Origin of the sequence: Pseudomonas maumuensis, from assembly GCF_019139675.1 — a bacterium.
GTDB lineage: Bacteria > Pseudomonadota > Gammaproteobacteria > Pseudomonadales > Pseudomonadaceae > Aquipseudomonas > Aquipseudomonas maumuensis.
Window position 1 is genome coordinate 2,074,139 of the sequence record NZ_CP077077.1, and the last position, 13,024, is coordinate 2,087,162.

At 63.1% G+C, this 13,024-nt stretch carries 20 protein-coding genes; 13 read left to right on the forward strand and 7 right to left on the reverse strand.

What is annotated here, in order from left to right; all coding sequences use genetic code 11:
* Window positions 1-6 precede the first annotated feature (6 nt).
* Entirely contained in the window at window positions 7-591 is a 585-nt protein-coding gene (locus KSS90_RS09520; RefSeq protein ID WP_217869145.1) for a DinB family protein, read from the forward strand.
* A gap of 7 nt (window positions 592-598) precedes the next feature.
* On the opposite strand, the gene KSS90_RS09525 is transcribed toward KSS90_RS09520, so the two are convergent.
* Window positions 599-967 carry a CesT family type III secretion system chaperone gene (locus KSS90_RS09525; RefSeq protein WP_217869146.1) on the reverse strand — a complete coding sequence of 123 codons (369 nt, stop codon included), beginning with the start codon at window positions 965-967 and terminating at the stop codon, window positions 599-601.
* Between the two features lie 328 nt (window positions 968-1,295).
* Here KSS90_RS09525 and KSS90_RS09530 point away from each other — a divergent pair, with 328 nt between their 5' ends.
* From KSS90_RS09530 to KSS90_RS09585, 12 genes are read left to right on the forward strand one after another with little or no spacing between them, the layout of a single operon-like run.
* On the forward strand, window positions 1,296-2,105 hold the full coding sequence (locus KSS90_RS09530; protein ID WP_437180067.1) for a helix-turn-helix transcriptional regulator: 810 nt from the start codon (window positions 1,296-1,298) through the stop codon (window positions 2,103-2,105).
* Window positions 2,106-2,143: 38 nt separating this feature from the next.
* On the forward strand, window positions 2,144-2,566 hold the full coding sequence (locus KSS90_RS09535; RefSeq protein ID WP_217869148.1) for a CesT family type III secretion system chaperone: 423 nt from the start codon (window positions 2,144-2,146) through the stop codon (window positions 2,564-2,566).
* Entirely contained in the window at window positions 2,554-4,119 is a 1,566-nt protein-coding gene (sctC, locus tag KSS90_RS09540; protein WP_217869149.1) for a type III secretion system outer membrane ring subunit SctC, read from the forward strand. Before KSS90_RS09535 ends, sctC begins: the two co-directional genes overlap by 13 nt.
* Window positions 4,106-5,023 carry a type III secretion system inner membrane ring subunit SctD gene (gene sctD / locus KSS90_RS09545; protein ID WP_217869150.1) on the forward strand — a complete coding sequence of 306 codons (918 nt, stop codon included), beginning with the start codon at window positions 4,106-4,108 and terminating at the stop codon, window positions 5,021-5,023. Before sctC ends, sctD begins: the two co-directional genes overlap by 14 nt.
* Window positions 5,013-5,210, forward strand: coding sequence for an EscE/YscE/SsaE family type III secretion system needle protein co-chaperone (locus tag KSS90_RS09550; protein ID WP_217869151.1), 198 nt, complete (start codon window positions 5,013-5,015; stop codon window positions 5,208-5,210). Before sctD ends, KSS90_RS09550 begins: the two co-directional genes overlap by 11 nt.
* Before the next feature lies 1 nt (window position 5,211).
* Window positions 5,212-5,472: an EscF/YscF/HrpA family type III secretion system needle major subunit gene (locus KSS90_RS09555; protein ID WP_217869152.1), complete on the forward strand. Its 261-nt coding sequence runs from the start codon at window positions 5,212-5,214 to the stop codon at window positions 5,470-5,472.
* A gap of 2 nt (window positions 5,473-5,474) precedes the next feature.
* The gene (locus KSS90_RS09560; protein WP_217869153.1) at window positions 5,475-5,825 is read left to right on the forward strand and encodes a YscG family type III secretion system chaperone; all 351 of its coding nucleotides are present in this window, start codon (window positions 5,475-5,477) and stop codon (window positions 5,823-5,825) included.
* The gene (locus tag KSS90_RS09565; protein WP_217869154.1) at window positions 5,822-6,052 is read left to right on the forward strand and encodes a hypothetical protein; all 231 of its coding nucleotides are present in this window, start codon (window positions 5,822-5,824) and stop codon (window positions 6,050-6,052) included. Before KSS90_RS09560 ends, KSS90_RS09565 begins: the two co-directional genes overlap by 4 nt.
* Complete coding sequence (gene sctI, locus KSS90_RS09570) at window positions 6,049-6,387, forward strand: type III secretion system inner rod subunit SctI (RefSeq protein ID WP_217869155.1); 339 nt, start codon at window positions 6,049-6,051, stop codon at window positions 6,385-6,387. Before KSS90_RS09565 ends, sctI begins: the two co-directional genes overlap by 4 nt.
* 28 nt (window positions 6,388-6,415) lie before the next feature.
* Window positions 6,416-7,129: a type III secretion system inner membrane ring lipoprotein SctJ gene (gene sctJ / locus KSS90_RS09575; protein ID WP_302467767.1), complete on the forward strand. Its 714-nt coding sequence runs from the start codon at window positions 6,416-6,418 to the stop codon at window positions 7,127-7,129.
* A gap of 2 nt (window positions 7,130-7,131) precedes the next feature.
* Window positions 7,132-7,746, forward strand: a complete 615-nt coding sequence (locus KSS90_RS09580) for a SctK family type III secretion system sorting platform protein (protein WP_225933145.1) — start codon at window positions 7,132-7,134, stop codon at window positions 7,744-7,746.
* Window positions 7,725-8,357, forward strand: a complete 633-nt coding sequence (locus tag KSS90_RS09585) for an HrpE/YscL family type III secretion apparatus protein (protein ID WP_217869157.1) — start codon at window positions 7,725-7,727, stop codon at window positions 8,355-8,357. The genes KSS90_RS09580 and KSS90_RS09585 overlap by 22 nt, the downstream gene beginning before the upstream one ends.
* A gap of 312 nt (window positions 8,358-8,669) precedes the next feature.
* Here the strand turns inward: KSS90_RS09585 and sctU are convergent, their stop codons facing one another.
* Genes sctU through KSS90_RS09615 form a run of 6 tightly spaced genes read right to left on the reverse strand, consistent with a single transcriptional unit; the run spans window position 8,670 to window position 12,812 of the window.
* On the reverse strand, window positions 8,670-9,734 hold the full coding sequence (gene sctU, locus KSS90_RS09590; RefSeq protein ID WP_217869158.1) for a type III secretion system export apparatus subunit SctU: 1,065 nt from the start codon (window positions 9,732-9,734) through the stop codon (window positions 8,670-8,672).
* Window positions 9,731-10,519, reverse strand: coding sequence for a type III secretion system export apparatus subunit SctT (gene sctT, locus KSS90_RS09595; protein ID WP_217869159.1), 789 nt, complete (start codon window positions 10,517-10,519; stop codon window positions 9,731-9,733). Before sctT ends, sctU begins: the two co-directional genes overlap by 4 nt.
* Window positions 10,516-10,782: a type III secretion system export apparatus subunit SctS gene (gene sctS, locus KSS90_RS09600; RefSeq protein WP_217869160.1), complete on the reverse strand. Its 267-nt coding sequence runs from the start codon at window positions 10,780-10,782 to the stop codon at window positions 10,516-10,518. Before sctS ends, sctT begins: the two co-directional genes overlap by 4 nt.
* Before the next feature lies 1 nt (window position 10,783).
* The gene (gene sctR / locus KSS90_RS09605; protein ID WP_217869161.1) at window positions 10,784-11,437 is read right to left on the reverse strand and encodes a type III secretion system export apparatus subunit SctR; all 654 of its coding nucleotides are present in this window, start codon (window positions 11,435-11,437) and stop codon (window positions 10,784-10,786) included.
* On the reverse strand, window positions 11,434-12,357 hold the full coding sequence (gene sctQ / locus KSS90_RS09610) for a type III secretion system cytoplasmic ring protein SctQ (RefSeq protein WP_217869162.1): 924 nt from the start codon (window positions 12,355-12,357) through the stop codon (window positions 11,434-11,436). The genes sctR and sctQ overlap by 4 nt, the downstream gene beginning before the upstream one ends.
* Complete coding sequence (locus KSS90_RS09615; RefSeq protein WP_217869163.1) at window positions 12,354-12,812, reverse strand: type III secretion system needle length determinant; 459 nt, start codon at window positions 12,810-12,812, stop codon at window positions 12,354-12,356. Before KSS90_RS09615 ends, sctQ begins: the two co-directional genes overlap by 4 nt.
* Between the last annotated feature and the right edge of the window lie 212 nt (window positions 12,813-13,024).

The window sequence follows — 13,024 nt, forward strand, 5'->3', positions numbered from 1 at the left end:
CCGACCATGGAGCCGCTGTCGCATCATCTGCTGACCCAGGCCTACAACAATGGCTGGGCCAATCACCGCCTGTACAAGGCTTGCCTGCAACTGACCCAGGACGAGTTCGTCGCCCCGCGCTGCAGTTTCTTCCCGTCGATCAAGGCCACCCTCAACCACCTGTTGACGGTGGACTGGTTCTACCTGGATGCGCTGGAGTGCGAGCAGCGCGGGCAAACGCCGGATCCGGACGGCGAGCGCTTCTTCCAACCCGAGCAACCCTTCGCCACCTGCACCGACCTGCAGGCCCAGCAGGCCCAGGCCGACCAACGTCTGATCGCCTATTGCCGGCATTTGCGTGATGACCAGCTGGGGCGCTATGTGAGCATCGTGCGACCGGACCGGGTGCAACAGGAGCAACGCGTGCGCCTGTTGTCGCACCTGTTCGAGCACCAGATCCACCATCGTGGCCAAGTGCATGCCATGCTCAGCGACACGGCGGTCCGGCCACCGCAGTTGGACGAGTTCTTCTGCGAGGAGGAGGCGTTGCTGCGGGTCGAGGACTTCGCCGCGTTGGGTTGGAGTGAGGCGCAGGTCTGGGGACGTCGCTGAGTGGTGCTCAGGCTGTTTTGTCTTCCGCTAGATCGTTGGCGGCCTGCACCAATTGCTCCAGTTGGTGGTAGACCTGGGCGCGGTCCATTTGCAGCAGGGACTGGCGATTCCATATGACCTGCAGGCCCGTGAGCGGGTCGACGCCGAGCACAGGCTTGCAGGTGTCCTGGCAGAACAGGTTCTGTTCGCCCCAGCGCACGTCGTCGATGGCCGACAGCTCGATGAACATCAGCAACTGATCCGCTGGATGCTCGGTCACATTGCACACATAGGGGCCTGCCCGCAGGCTGATCACCGGCTCGAAGGCCAAGGGTGGTTCCAGCTTCAGGGCTGCGTACAGTTGGGTCAATGCATAGTCATAGTTTGTGCCTGACATGGCGAGCTCTCGATCAAAGGGCCAGTCAAGGTAGTGAGTGCATGCCTGGCCGGATACCGGATGTCGTCGCCATTTTTTAGATTCTGGGCGCCCTGCCGTTCGCCATGCGCGTACTTCACATTGCCTTACAGGCTCTATTTATTTCCTACAAGCGATGGCGAATTGCCTTCCTGCCTGCGAGGACAATCCCTGCGTTCATTCGTGGGATGTCGCCGTAGTCTGGGGCCCTGTCTGCATCGATGAGACAAGGACTGTAAGGTCATTCAGAGCTTGCACGTTCCGTTGTTTGATCGGTGCGTAAAGGGCCCTACGGGAAGTAAGGCCTCGCATGATAAGGATTTCTCCAGTTGAGGGCTGGCGTGTGCAAGGTCGGCAGTTGGATGTTGTCGGGGCGGGATTCACGTCCCAAGGGCAGGAGGGCTTCTACGCGCTCGTGGCGGGTGAGCTGGTGCTGCGTGACATGGACGACATCATTCACCTACGGGCAGGCGAGCTGCTGTTCGTCAAGCGAGGAACCTATTTGGTGGCGACCCAATCGCAGGCATGCCAAGTGCTGTGGTTGCCACTGGACGTCAATTTCGTGCGAGCGTTTCTCCAGCGTCACGGCAATGACCTTGCTCATCTCGAGCGCCACGATGATACGGGTGTGAACACTCTGCGGATTCAGCCCTGCGCGATGGCGCAAGAATGCGTGACCCGTCTGGCGGCACTAGGAGGCGAAGGGGCCTCGTCGATGCTTGCGATGCTGCGTCTGGAAGAGCTGTTGCTGCTGCTCGTCTTCGGGTCGCAAGGGCAGACGTTGTTGGCGGCATTGCGACAGCAGGGCAATCGGCATGTCGATCGCCTGCACGGCTTCATGGAGCAGCACTACCTGCGCGACTGGCGTCTGGAGCAGTATGCCCAGGCCTTCGGTCTGGGGCTGACAGCGTTCAAGAGTTTGTTCAGTACCTTCTACAACACCTCGCCACGGGCCTGGATCACCGAGCGCAGAATCGTCCATGCGCACCATTTGCTGCTTAACACGCGTATGAGCATTGTCGACATCGCCATGGAAAGCGGCTTTTCCAGTCAGTCGTATTTCAGCCAGAGCTACCGTCGGCGGTTCGGGCGTACCCCCAGCGACGCCCGCCGTGGCTGATAACCCTTCTGCTCCCTGAGTTGCATGGACGAGGCCCTATGAACACACTTTTGAGTCGACTGGCCCGACGACTGGGCATGGCCCCCTGGCAGGCCGATAACAGCGGTGGTTACCAGCTGTGCATCGAGGGACATGCCCTGTCGCTCGAGCCACGCGGTACACAGCTGGTGATCCGTAGCCCACTGTCGTCGCAGGCGGGGCAAGGCGCCAGCCTCGACCCACGAGCCTTGCGCCGATCAATGGGCATGGTTACGGCGTGGGCGGCGCATTGTCCGCAGCGCCTGGCGCTGACACCTGCCGGAGAACTGCTGCTCGAAGCCTGGGTCGACCTGTCTTCGGGCGATGTCGACATCGTGGATCACGTATTGGGTGCTCAGGTCGAGCTGCTCGATCTGTTGTGCCATCGGCATTGCGATCCCGTGCCTGTGATCTGTCGGGGAGCCAGTGTATGGATGCCTTGAGATTGTTCGCTGCCGGGCTGGCGGCCCTACTGGCCAGCGTTGCCGCCCAAGGCGAGCAACTGGATTGGCCCCAGGAGCCGTTCCATTATGTCGCCCAGGGCGAAAGCCTGCGTGACGTGCTGGCCAACTTCGCCGCCAACTACCACGGAGCAGTGGTGGTCAGCGACAAGGTCAGGGATCAGGTGAGCGCCACCTTCGAGCAGCCGGACCCCGCGGCGTTTCTCGACCAGGTCGCCGTGCTCTTCAACCTGGCCTGGTACTACGACGGCGCGGTGCTCCATGTCGACAAGTCCAGCGAAGTACAGACCCGGCTCATTCACCTGGACAAGGTGCGCGAGCCGCAACTGCGCGTCGCCCTGCAGGAAGGTGGCGGCTGGACGTCGCGCTTCGCCTGGCGTGCCGCGGCAAATGGGCGGCTGGTGTATGCATCGGGTCCACCGCGTTACCTCGACCGGGTCGAGCTCACCGCCAAGGCGCTGGAGCAGCAGGCTGTGTTGCAGGATGAGCGCGGTGGCAGCCTGAACGTCGAGGTGATCGCCCTCAAGCATGCGGTGGCCGAGGATCGTCAAATCGACTATCGCGACCAGAAGGTGGCGGTACCCGGGGTGGCCACGCTCCTCTCCCGGATACTGGCGGACGCCGATGTCGGCGCGGTCGAGGGCCAGGCCATGGGGGCGCAAGCGCCGGTACGCCCCGGTCGAGCCGTGGTTCAGGCCGAACCGTCGCTCAACGCCATCATCGTGCGTGACCATGCCGAACGCATGCCCATGTACCGGCGCCTGGTGGCGGCACTGGACAGGCCGGCGGCGCGCATCGAGGTGGGGCTGACGATTCTCGACATCAATGCCGAACACCTGGCGGAACTGGGGGTGGAGTGGCAGGTCGGCATCGGTACCGGCAAGCATCAGTTGATCGACATCCGCACAAACGCAGGTCAGGCGCAGGGTGCGCTGGCCGGCAGCCTGGTCGACAGTCGTGGGGTGGACCGGTTGCTGGCCAAGGTGACCCTGATGCAGGGCGAGGGGCGGGCCCAGGTGGTGTCGCGTCCGACCTTGCTGACCCAGGAGAACACCCTGGCGGTGATAGATCATAGTGAAACCTATTATGTCCGGGTGCTGGGCGAGCGCGTCGCCGAGCTCAAGGCGATCACCTACGGCACCCTGTTGAAGATGACCCCGCGCCTGATCCGCAGTGCCGATCGGCCGGAAATCAGCCTGAGCCTGCATATCGAGGACGGCAGCCAGAAGCCCAACAGCACAGGGCCGGACGGCATTCCCACCATCAGTCGCACGGTCATCGACACATTGGCCCGGGTCGACCTGGGCCAGAGCTTGATGATTGGTGGCATCCATCGCGACGAGTCGAGTGAAAGCCTGCGCAAGGTCCCGTTGCTGGGCGACATCCCTTTCCTGGGTGCCTTGTTTCGCTACCAGTCCAGTAGCACGCGTCGATCGGTCCGGTTGTTCTTGATCGAGCCGAAACTGATCGATTCGGGGCTGGTAAAGGTCGTCAACGGCTTGAAGACAGGCCCGGTCTACGATGAGCGTTCATGAAATGACGTGGAAACTACGGGTCTACAGCGGGCTGAGTAAGGGGGCCGAGGTGTCCCTCGAGGCTGGCCGGGTCGTTATCGGTGCCGACCCGGCCCAGGCCGATCTAGTGCTGATGGACGCGGGGATCGCCGCTGTTCACCTGGTGTTGATGGTCGGACCGGACGGCGTGCGCCTATTGGAATGGGCCGCGAGCGAATCACCGACCCAGGCAGGCGTGGCGGTAGGGGCTGATACCGGGCTGCAAGCACGTGCCGTGCAGCGCTGTGGTCCGTTGTGCTGGGCATTCTGTGCGCAGGGCGATGTGTTCGCCGAGCAATTGCTCGAGCCGGCAGCTCGACGCGGAACGCGGGGCGGCTGGTTCATGGTGCCGGGCGCCGGCTTGCTCCTGCTGCTGGTCTTGCTCAGCCGGCTGTTGATTCCCGAGGCGGAGGCGCAAGCCACGCGACCAGCGCTGGATCCCCCAGTCGAGCCAGCCTCGCTGCCTGCTAATCAGGCGCGGACGCGACTCGCCCAGTTGCTGCGCGAATGGCAGCTGGAGGACGCCCTGACCTTGGAAGAGCGCGCTGACGCCTTGGTGCTGCGTGGGGCGCTAGACGATCAGCAGCATCAGGATTACCGGAACTTGCAGCGACAGTTTCGCCAGGCGTTCGGCGAGCGGCCGCTGTTGAAGCTGATCGATGAAGCCAGGGCACCGCAGCCCGGCAGACTCGACCTCCCGGTTCGAGCGGTATCACTGGGGCGTGTGCCCTATGTGACGCTCACCGACAACCGCCGTTATCCCGTGGGTGCGCTGATGCCTTCCGGTGTCCGCGTACTGGCGATCGACGCGCAGGCGATCACCCTGCGCAAGGGTGGGCGGAACTACTTGGTCAAATTGAAGGAGCGCCCTTCCGATGATGGATGAGCTATTGCAGGAAACACGTGACCCGCAAACCCGGGTTCGAATGTTCACGATGCTGGAGCAGGCGCGGAGCGCCCGTGCCAGCCAAATGTCGTGGCCTTTGTCGCCCGCGGCATTCCAGGCATTACACGATGAGCGAACAGCCCTTGAAGCGGCCTTGAAGATACTGGAAAAACTGGAGGAACACTGAAATGACAGGCATTAGCGGCGGATTTTACGACGGCACGAGCAACACCATGGACATGGTCCACGAAGGTTTGGCCAAGCAGGCGCAACAAGCCAACCAGGCCGTGCTCGACTCACTGAAGAAACTCAACGAAAAAAGCGACGACCCGGCGTTGCTGGCCGACATGCGCCATCGCTCGAACATCTGGTCGAACGTGTTCCAGGTCGATGCGACCTTGGGTCAGACCTTCAAGAACACCATCAGCAGCATCCTGCAGAAGTTCTGAGCATGGAGCATTCATTGGATAATCTGATGGCGCGCCTGGGACTGCTGGGTGTCGAGCACCGTCACCATGAAGAGGCCTTGTCGATTGCGCACTGGCTTGCCCGGCAGCCGGAAACCATGGAAGCCGCCTGTGTGATACGTGTTGCCGGCCTGATGGGGGCGGGGCGTTGCGAGGAGGCCCTGGCGCAAGGCGTTCAGGCACCCTGGCCATCCCTGGGCCCGTGGCTGGCGTTGTGCGAGCGGCAGCTGGGCTACATGGCGGCGCTGGAAAGGCGGCTGGAGCACATGGCGCAGAGCGAGGATGCCGATCTGATCCGCTTCGCCGAAAGCATGCGTGCCCAGGTGGTTGCATGAACCGCTTGACCGCGATGCCGTTGGCGAGCGCGCAAAGTGCTCCGATCTCGCAGCCCGTCCATGTCGCTCGGGACGCTGCGCACTTTCAGACATTGCTCGTCGAGCAGGTGCCAGGTGCCCCGGAGCATGCGCAGGTGTACACAGCGGCACAGCAACAGCGCTTGCAAGTGCTCGACATGGCGATGGACCTGCTGAACGACACCCTCAAGGTGGAGGTTGACTCATGACTGGCATCACTGAAGTGACCCAGGTGGTCACTGATTTGCAGTCCTTGGCGGCACCGGCGGCCGATGCCGGGCAAGTGGCCGAGTTCGAACAAGCGCTGGCCAGTACCGGCGGCAACTCTGGGGAAGGGGTATTGCACACCCTCGGGCAGCTCAGCCAGCAGCACGTCGAAGCCAGGCAGGCCGCGCACGCCAACCTGGTCTCGGGCACGGGAGACCCCGTGGCGCTGATGGAGGCCCATTGGGCGCTGATACGCACCAACTTGCAGGTGGAGTTGATTGCCAAGGGCGTGGGGCGTACCACGCAGAACATCGAAACACTCATGAAAGCCCAATAGGTGCCCTGTGAAGAATGCCTGGCAGTGTTTGCTGCTTCTTATGGTGCTGATGCTGGGCGGGTGCCGGGTCGAGTTGTACCTCGGCCTCGGCCAGCGCGAAGCCAACGAAATGCTCGCGGTGCTGGATGCCGAGGGCATCGAGGCGGTGAAGGCGCAGGACAAGGACGGCAAAGTGAAAATCCTCATCGACGAGGCCGACATCGGTCACGCGGTGGCGGCGCTCAAGCGCCAGGGTTATCCACGGGAGATGTTCTCCACGGTCAATGACGTGTTCCCGCGGGACAGCCTGATCTCGTCACCGTTGGAGGAGCAGGCACGGTTGACCTATGTAAAGTCCCAGGAACTGTCGCGCACCCTCTCGGAAATCGACGGCGTGTTGGTGGCGCGGGTGCATGTGGTGTTGCCGGAGCCCCGTGATGGCCTACGCGCGTCGGCTCGTGCGGCCTCGGCGTCGATCTTCATCAAGCACGCGGCGGATGCGTCACTTGACCTGTACATCGGGCAGATGAAGCAGTTGTTGAGTAACAGTATCGAAGGCCTGGACTACGAGCGCATCAGTGTCGTACTGGTGCCTTCCACGCAGGCGCGGCACCCGTTGGCCGCAGGACGTCATGCCACACTGTTGTCGATACAGGTCGTTGAGGGTTCGCGTCTGCGCTTGTTGGCGCTGGTGGGCGCTTTGCTGGGGGTGTTGGTGCTGAGCAACCTGGCGCAGTACCTGTGGTGGCGTCAACGGGCATGAGCATGAACCAGTTCCAGCTGCGCTACTGCCCTGCGCACTACCTGCACAGGGCGCATTGCCCCGAGCCGTTGCGGCAGGTGGCGCAGGTATTGCCGCAATGGCGCCAGGACAGCTCGATCAATGCTTGGTTGCTATCGGTACTGGGTCTGGCCGAGCCTTTCGCCATGCCCATGCAACTGGGCGGTCTGGGCCTCTACCCGCAACCCGAATTCCAAGGCGTGCTGGCCAGTCTTGGTGGACTGCTGCATGGCCAGGCCATCCAGCAAAGGCTCGACCGAGCAGGTCAGGTGTACTTGCGCCAGGCGCTCGGTGAGCAGGGGCACCGCTACTGCCTGGAAAAGTGCAGCTTGATCATCGGCCCATGGCCGAGCGGTTGGCAGCGGGCGCTGCCAAGCGGTGCCCTGGATGACTACCTGCCCATTTGTGGCCTGGCTTTCTGGCTACAGGCCTGTGGCGAGGTCGACCCTGGGTTTGTCCGGCGCCTGGCGCTGCGGTTGCCTGGAACCGACGTTTTGCCAGTCTGGCCGATTGACGACGAACAGCGCGATTTGGCGCGCATCCTTTGCTTGAAAGTGGCCCGAGACAGGAGCCCGCAATGTTGCCATTTATTGAACTGAACGATAGCCGGCCGCTGATCGCGCCGGACCTGACGGTACTGCGTAGTAGTGACTATCAACGCTACCTCGATGCTGCTGAACTGATCGATGGCGCCCATCAGCGTGCCAGCGACATCGACGCCCAAGCCGATGCGGTACTCGAGCAGCAGCATCGGCTTGGGCGGGAGGTCGGCCTGGAGATGGCTGCGGTCGAGCAGGCGGCGCTGCTGCACAGTGTGCGATTGCACTGTGCCGAGTTCCATCGTCGGGCCGACCGGCAGATGAGCGAGGTGGTGTACCAGGCGGTAGGCAAGGTGCTGGGGGCCTACCCGGCCATCGAGTTGACGTTGGCCGTCACCCGCCAGGCGCTGGCGCAGATTCGACTACGGGAGGCACTGCTCCTGCACGTGCCTCCCGAGCAGGTGGACCAGGTGCGCCTGCGTATCGATGAAGTCCTCGCAGATGTTCCCGAAGCGGGACCTCTGGAGGTGCGTGCCGATACTCGCCTCGCGGGAGGCGGCTGTCGCCTGGAAACCGAAGGCTACGTCATCGACGCCAGCATCGAGGGCCAACTGACCGCCCTGCGGCGAGCCCTGGCGCAACGGCATGCGGATGATGAGGCTGGAGCATGAGCCGGGACGAACGCGACCATGAGGTCGTACTGGCCGCCGCCGCACGGGCTATCCGCGATGACCAGGAGCGCGATGCGCTGCTCCAGGTATTTTGGGCGCAGCTTCGTCAGCCCGTTCGACCTTCTGCGAGGGACGACAGCTTGCCCGTGCGTCGGCCATTACCGCAGCGTGGGATCCTGGTCTAGCGCAAATGCCTCGAGCAGCCCCTGCGCGATGACGGCTGTGGATTCACTCGCCACTGATTCGGTGCGATCTCTGTAGGAGCGGCTTCAGCCGCGCTCTCTCGCAAAGTGGGAGCGGCTGGCGCTGTCGCTACAGAAAACCCTGGTCCTGCGATGCCTTCTCTTGCGCCTGCAACCAGCGGATCACCTCGGCGACCGGCTGGATCAGCTCAGCGGGGATGTACTGCTCCTCCAGACTGTCGGCGAACAGCGCCCGGGCCAGGGGAATACGTTCGAGCACCGGCACGCCTTCTTCTTCGGCGATCCGGCGAACCCGTAGCGCCTGCTCATCGGTGTACTTCAGGGTGACCAGCGGTAACGGGGTTTCCCCGGGCCTGTAACGCAGACCCACGGCAATGTGGGTCGGGTTGGTGACGATGACCGACGAGCGCTTGACGTCCGCGCGCAAGGTACCTTGCTGCAGTTGGCGGTGGCGCTTGCGGCGCTCGCGTTTGAGCTCCGGAGCGCCTTCCATTTCCTTGTGCTCGCGCTTGACCTCATCCTTGCTCATGCGCAGCTGCTGGTGATGCTGCCAGCGCTCCAGGCCATAGTCGGCCGCCGAGATCGCCAGGAAACCGACGGCACAGACTCCGATCAGCTTGCTCAACAGGCTGCCCAGCAAGGGCAGGATGCATTCGATACCGCACAGCGGGACGCGCAGCAACGCATGCAGGTTGTCGCTGAGCAGGCCGACTACCAGTGCGCCGAGGAGCAGGACTTTGAGCGACGACTTGAGAAAGTCGAGCAGGTTCCTGACCGAGAAGATCCGCTTCAGCCCTTCCACTGGGCTGACCTTCTTCAGGTCGGGTGCAAGCGGACTGCTGCTGAACATGAAACCGCTCTGCAGCAGGTTTCCCGCGATTGCGGCAAGCACCGCGGTCAGCAGAATCGGCAGGGTGAGCCACAGCACCTCGCGCAACAGCTGCTCGAGCATCAGCTCCAACGCTTGGCGAAAGGGCAAGTGCAGCAGGTGCTCAGGCAGTAGCATCAGTGCGCGAAGGTGTCCGAGGAAGTAGTCGGAAAAGCCCAAGGGCAATGCCACCAGGCTGAGGATCAGCACGGTGGATACCAGCTCCTTGCTCTTGGCCACCTGGCCGTTGTCACGGGCTTCGCGTAGTTTCCCGCGCGTGGGCTGTTCACTCTTCTCGGTGCTCATGGTTGTTCCAGTAGCGGGCCGAGCAGGCGCATCGCTGCCAGCGCGTCGAACACCTGGTCCTGGGCCTGCCCCATCAGCAGGTACAGGTAGGGCACCAGTAACGCGCTGCAAACCAGGCTCTTGACCGGCATGGAGAGGATGAAAACGTTCAGCGACGGAGCGAAACGGCTGATCAGCGCCAGACCGAATTCGGCGAGGAACATGGCGATCAGCAGCGGCGCGGCGAACAGCAGGCACAGGGTCATCAGGTAGTCGAACTGGGCCAGGAAGAACGCGCTCCATTGCGGGCCGATCTGTGGGTAGAAGCTCGCCACCGGCCAGCTGACGTAGCTACCCAGCAAAGCGCCCAGTAGTCCCAGGCAGGCGCCGCCGGTGAAGAACAGGGTGATCAGCGTCTGCACCAGCAAGGCCCCGGTGGGGCTGGTCTGGCTACCCAGCATTGGGTTTAGGGTGGATGCCAGGGTCGCGCCGCGTTGGTTGTCGATGAGAAAGCCGCAGGCCTCCAGTGCCCAGAACGGGATGCATACCACGAAGCCCAGCAGCAAGCCGATCAGCACTTCCTTGCCGATCAACAGCCCCAGTTGCAATCCATCCAGGCCGGCTGGGAGCGTTTCGGCAACGCTGGGATAGATGAACAGCGCCAGCGAACATGCCACGCCATTGCGCACCAGCGCGCCACCGAGTACCTGCTTGCCGAGGATCGGCAGGATGATGAAGCAGCTGAACAGTCGGGGCAGGATCAGGCTGAAGCTCAGCATGACCTGTTCGAGCGCTTGGACGGTCATCGTACCCACAGGACCCGGTTGAGCACGAGGTCGGTGTAGCGATAGAGCTCGCTACCCATCCAGTCAGCGGTGACGAACAGGGTAACGACCACCGCGACCAGCTTGGCGACGAAGCCCAAGGTCTGCTCCTGGACTTGGGTCAAGGCCTGGACCAGCGAGACCAGGGTGCCCACCAGCGCGGCCATCAACACCGTCGGCAGCGACAGGATCAACACCAGCCACAACGCCTGGCTGGCGAAATGCAGAACCTCGGTACTGCTCATGTCATCCTCCGTAGCTCAGCACCAGGCCGTGGGACAGGCGCCCCCAGCCATCGAGCAGGACGAACAGCAGCAGTTTGAACGGTAGCGAGATGGTCACTGGCGACACCATCATCATGCCCATGGCCAGCAGGATGTTGGAGATGATCAGGTCGATGGCGATGAACGGCAGATAGATCAGGAAGCCGATCTCGAAAGCTCGGCTCAGCTCGCTGATGGTGAAGGCGGGCAGCAGCACGAGCAGGCTGTTGCCATCGACCTGATCGGCGTAGCGGCTGGGCCACAATTGGCGGGTGCTGTCGAGGAAGAAGGCGCGCTCGCGCTCGTTGACATGCTTGTCGAGAAACGTGCGAAACGGCGTCATGCCCTCGTCGAGAAAGCGCTCGACCGAGTGGGCGTCGCCGAGGGTCGTCTCATGGGCGTTCAAGTAGTCGTAGGTGGCCATGCCTACCGGCGCCATGACGTAGACGCTGAGAATGATCGCCAGTCCGTACAGGGCCATGTTGGGTGGTATCTGCTGGACACCCAGGGCATTGCGCAGCAGGGAAAAGACCACGGTCATCTTCAGGAATGAAGTAGCCATGACTGCGATGAAAGGGGCCAGCGACAGCAGCGCCAGGCCAAGGATCAGGCTCAGTTCGTCCGGCAACTGGATCATGTCGGCTCGCTTTGCAGTAGGCGGGTCACGCGTACCCCGAGGCGGCCGTCGATCCGCACCAGCAGGCCGCTGCCCACGCAGCGTTGGTTGGCCATGATCCGCACTTGCGCTTCAACTGGGCTGTGCAGCTCGATCAAGGCACCCGGCTGCAAGGTCGACAGGGTGTGCAGGTCGAGGGTCTGGCGACCGACCTCGAAGCTGACGGCGATGGGAAGTTGCTCCAGTTCCGCCAGTGCGGTATCGGGCGGCGGTAACGAATCGTGCATGCGAACTAGCTCCAGATGGGTGTCGTTGAGCAGCAGTTCTGCCCAGGGGTGGCCGTCGAGCACGCCCAACAGCCGGGGTGGCGATGCCGTACCGGTTGGCAGCAGGAGGATGTCGCCCGTGCCAAGGCCGCGCAGGTCATGCAGCGTCAGTTCGAGGGGGCGCCATTGCAGCGAGAGTGTCAGGGTGATGTTCAGGCGATCACGTACCGGGCGTCCTGGCAGGCTGGCCAGCAGGCGCTCGCAGTCGCCTTGCACCCAGCAGGTCAGCATGCTTGCGCCGTGCTTCAACGTTACCTGCAGGCAGGGTAGTGCTTGGGTGGCACCCGCCGGTTCGGTGCCCAGGCATTGCAGGCCGGGGACCGAAGGGGTGTCACGTTGCAGCAAGGCCAGCTGTAGCGGCGCGGGGAGGCTGACGAAATCGGCGCCTTGTAAATGCGGTGCGAGCCATTGCGTCAGGCACTGCCGGCGGCACAGCAGGCGTGCCGGGATGCCCTGCCAGTCGACCAGCACGGCCAGATCCAAATCGCCGTCGGTTGTGGCAATGCTCAGCAAGGCTTGGCGTTCTCCGTCGGCATAGGTGCGCTGACGGTGGCTCAGCAGCCGCTGCAGGTGCGGCTCCCGTGGGTCGACGGAGGGGAAGTTTGCCCAGCTCATGGTTCGGGCCACCATTCGTCGAGCACATGACGCCTGTTGCGTGAGCCCTGGTCGCCGCCACCACCGTTGGCGGCGAGGCTGAGGCTGACGTGCTGTTCAGGATCGAGGCGTTGCAAACGGTCGAGCAGGTCGGCGCAGGCCACCTGCAATTGTCGCAGGCTGGCTGGCGCGGCATGAACATCCACTTGCAAGCCTGTACCCACGGGATGCATGCGCACCTCGACCTGGCCAAGTCCCGGTAATTGCGCACGCAGCAAGGTTAACTCGCGGTTGTCGGCCTTGTTGCCGAGCAGTTGCAGCTGTAGCCGATCCACCAACGTCTGCAGGTCCTGGATCGGTTCGACACGTGCAAGGGGCAGGGCTCGGTCCACCGCCGCACGTTCAATGGCCATGGCAGGCACTGACAGTGCTGGGCTGTTCAGGTATTCGACGTCTTCGCCAAGCGCAGGGCGCATGTCTTCGCTCGAGCATGAGCAGATCGACTGCGGGACTTCGGCTTCCTCGGGCGCCGATGTGTCAGCTGGGCCATCGGCGAGCCCGGCTGCTTCAGCTGCGGGCCGCTGCTGTCGGGCTTCGCCAGGGCTGGGCATTGGCACAAAACCAACCTCGGGCTGTTCGTGGTAGGCAGGATATCCGCGGGCCTCGGGCATGCCGTGCCTGGTCGATG

Bases quoted from the DNA above. Each gene is read 5' to 3' on its own strand.
- sctU (WP_217869158.1), bottom strand. From the start codon at position 9,734: ATGAGCACCGAGAAGAGTGAACAGCCCACGCGCGGGAAACTACGCGAA.
- sctQ (WP_217869162.1), bottom strand. From the start codon at position 12,357: ATGAGCTGGGCAAACTTCCCCTCCGTCGACCCACGGGAGCCGCACCTG.
- KSS90_RS09520 (WP_217869145.1), top strand. From the start codon at position 7: ATGGAGCCGCTGTCGCATCATCTGCTGACCCAGGCCTACAACAATGGC.
- KSS90_RS09615 (WP_217869163.1), bottom strand. From the start codon at position 12,812: ATGCGCCCTGCGCTTGGCGAAGACGTCGAATACCTGAACAGCCCAGCA.
- KSS90_RS09585 (WP_217869157.1), top strand. From the start codon at position 7,725: ATGTTGCCATTTATTGAACTGAACGATAGCCGGCCGCTGATCGCGCCG.
- KSS90_RS09560 (WP_217869153.1), top strand. From the start codon at position 5,475: ATGGAGCATTCATTGGATAATCTGATGGCGCGCCTGGGACTGCTGGGT.
- KSS90_RS09525 (WP_217869146.1), bottom strand. From the start codon at position 967: ATGTCAGGCACAAACTATGACTATGCATTGACCCAACTGTACGCAGCC.
- KSS90_RS09550 (WP_217869151.1), top strand. From the start codon at position 5,013: ATGATGGATGAGCTATTGCAGGAAACACGTGACCCGCAAACCCGGGTT.
- sctR (WP_217869161.1), bottom strand. From the start codon at position 11,437: ATGATCCAGTTGCCGGACGAACTGAGCCTGATCCTTGGCCTGGCGCTG.
- sctD (WP_217869150.1), top strand. From the start codon at position 4,106: ATGAGCGTTCATGAAATGACGTGGAAACTACGGGTCTACAGCGGGCTG.
- KSS90_RS09530 (WP_437180067.1), top strand. From the start codon at position 1,296: ATGATAAGGATTTCTCCAGTTGAGGGCTGGCGTGTGCAAGGTCGGCAG.
- sctT (WP_217869159.1), bottom strand. From the start codon at position 10,519: ATGACCGTCCAAGCGCTCGAACAGGTCATGCTGAGCTTCAGCCTGATC.
- sctC (WP_217869149.1), top strand. From the start codon at position 2,554: ATGGATGCCTTGAGATTGTTCGCTGCCGGGCTGGCGGCCCTACTGGCC.
- KSS90_RS09565 (WP_217869154.1), top strand. From the start codon at position 5,822: ATGAACCGCTTGACCGCGATGCCGTTGGCGAGCGCGCAAAGTGCTCCG.
- KSS90_RS09535 (WP_217869148.1), top strand. From the start codon at position 2,144: ATGAACACACTTTTGAGTCGACTGGCCCGACGACTGGGCATGGCCCCC.
- KSS90_RS09580 (WP_225933145.1), top strand. From the start codon at position 7,132: ATGAACCAGTTCCAGCTGCGCTACTGCCCTGCGCACTACCTGCACAGG.
- sctS (WP_217869160.1), bottom strand. From the start codon at position 10,782: ATGAGCAGTACCGAGGTTCTGCATTTCGCCAGCCAGGCGTTGTGGCTG.
- sctI (WP_217869155.1), top strand. From the start codon at position 6,049: ATGACTGGCATCACTGAAGTGACCCAGGTGGTCACTGATTTGCAGTCC.
- KSS90_RS09555 (WP_217869152.1), top strand. From the start codon at position 5,212: ATGACAGGCATTAGCGGCGGATTTTACGACGGCACGAGCAACACCATG.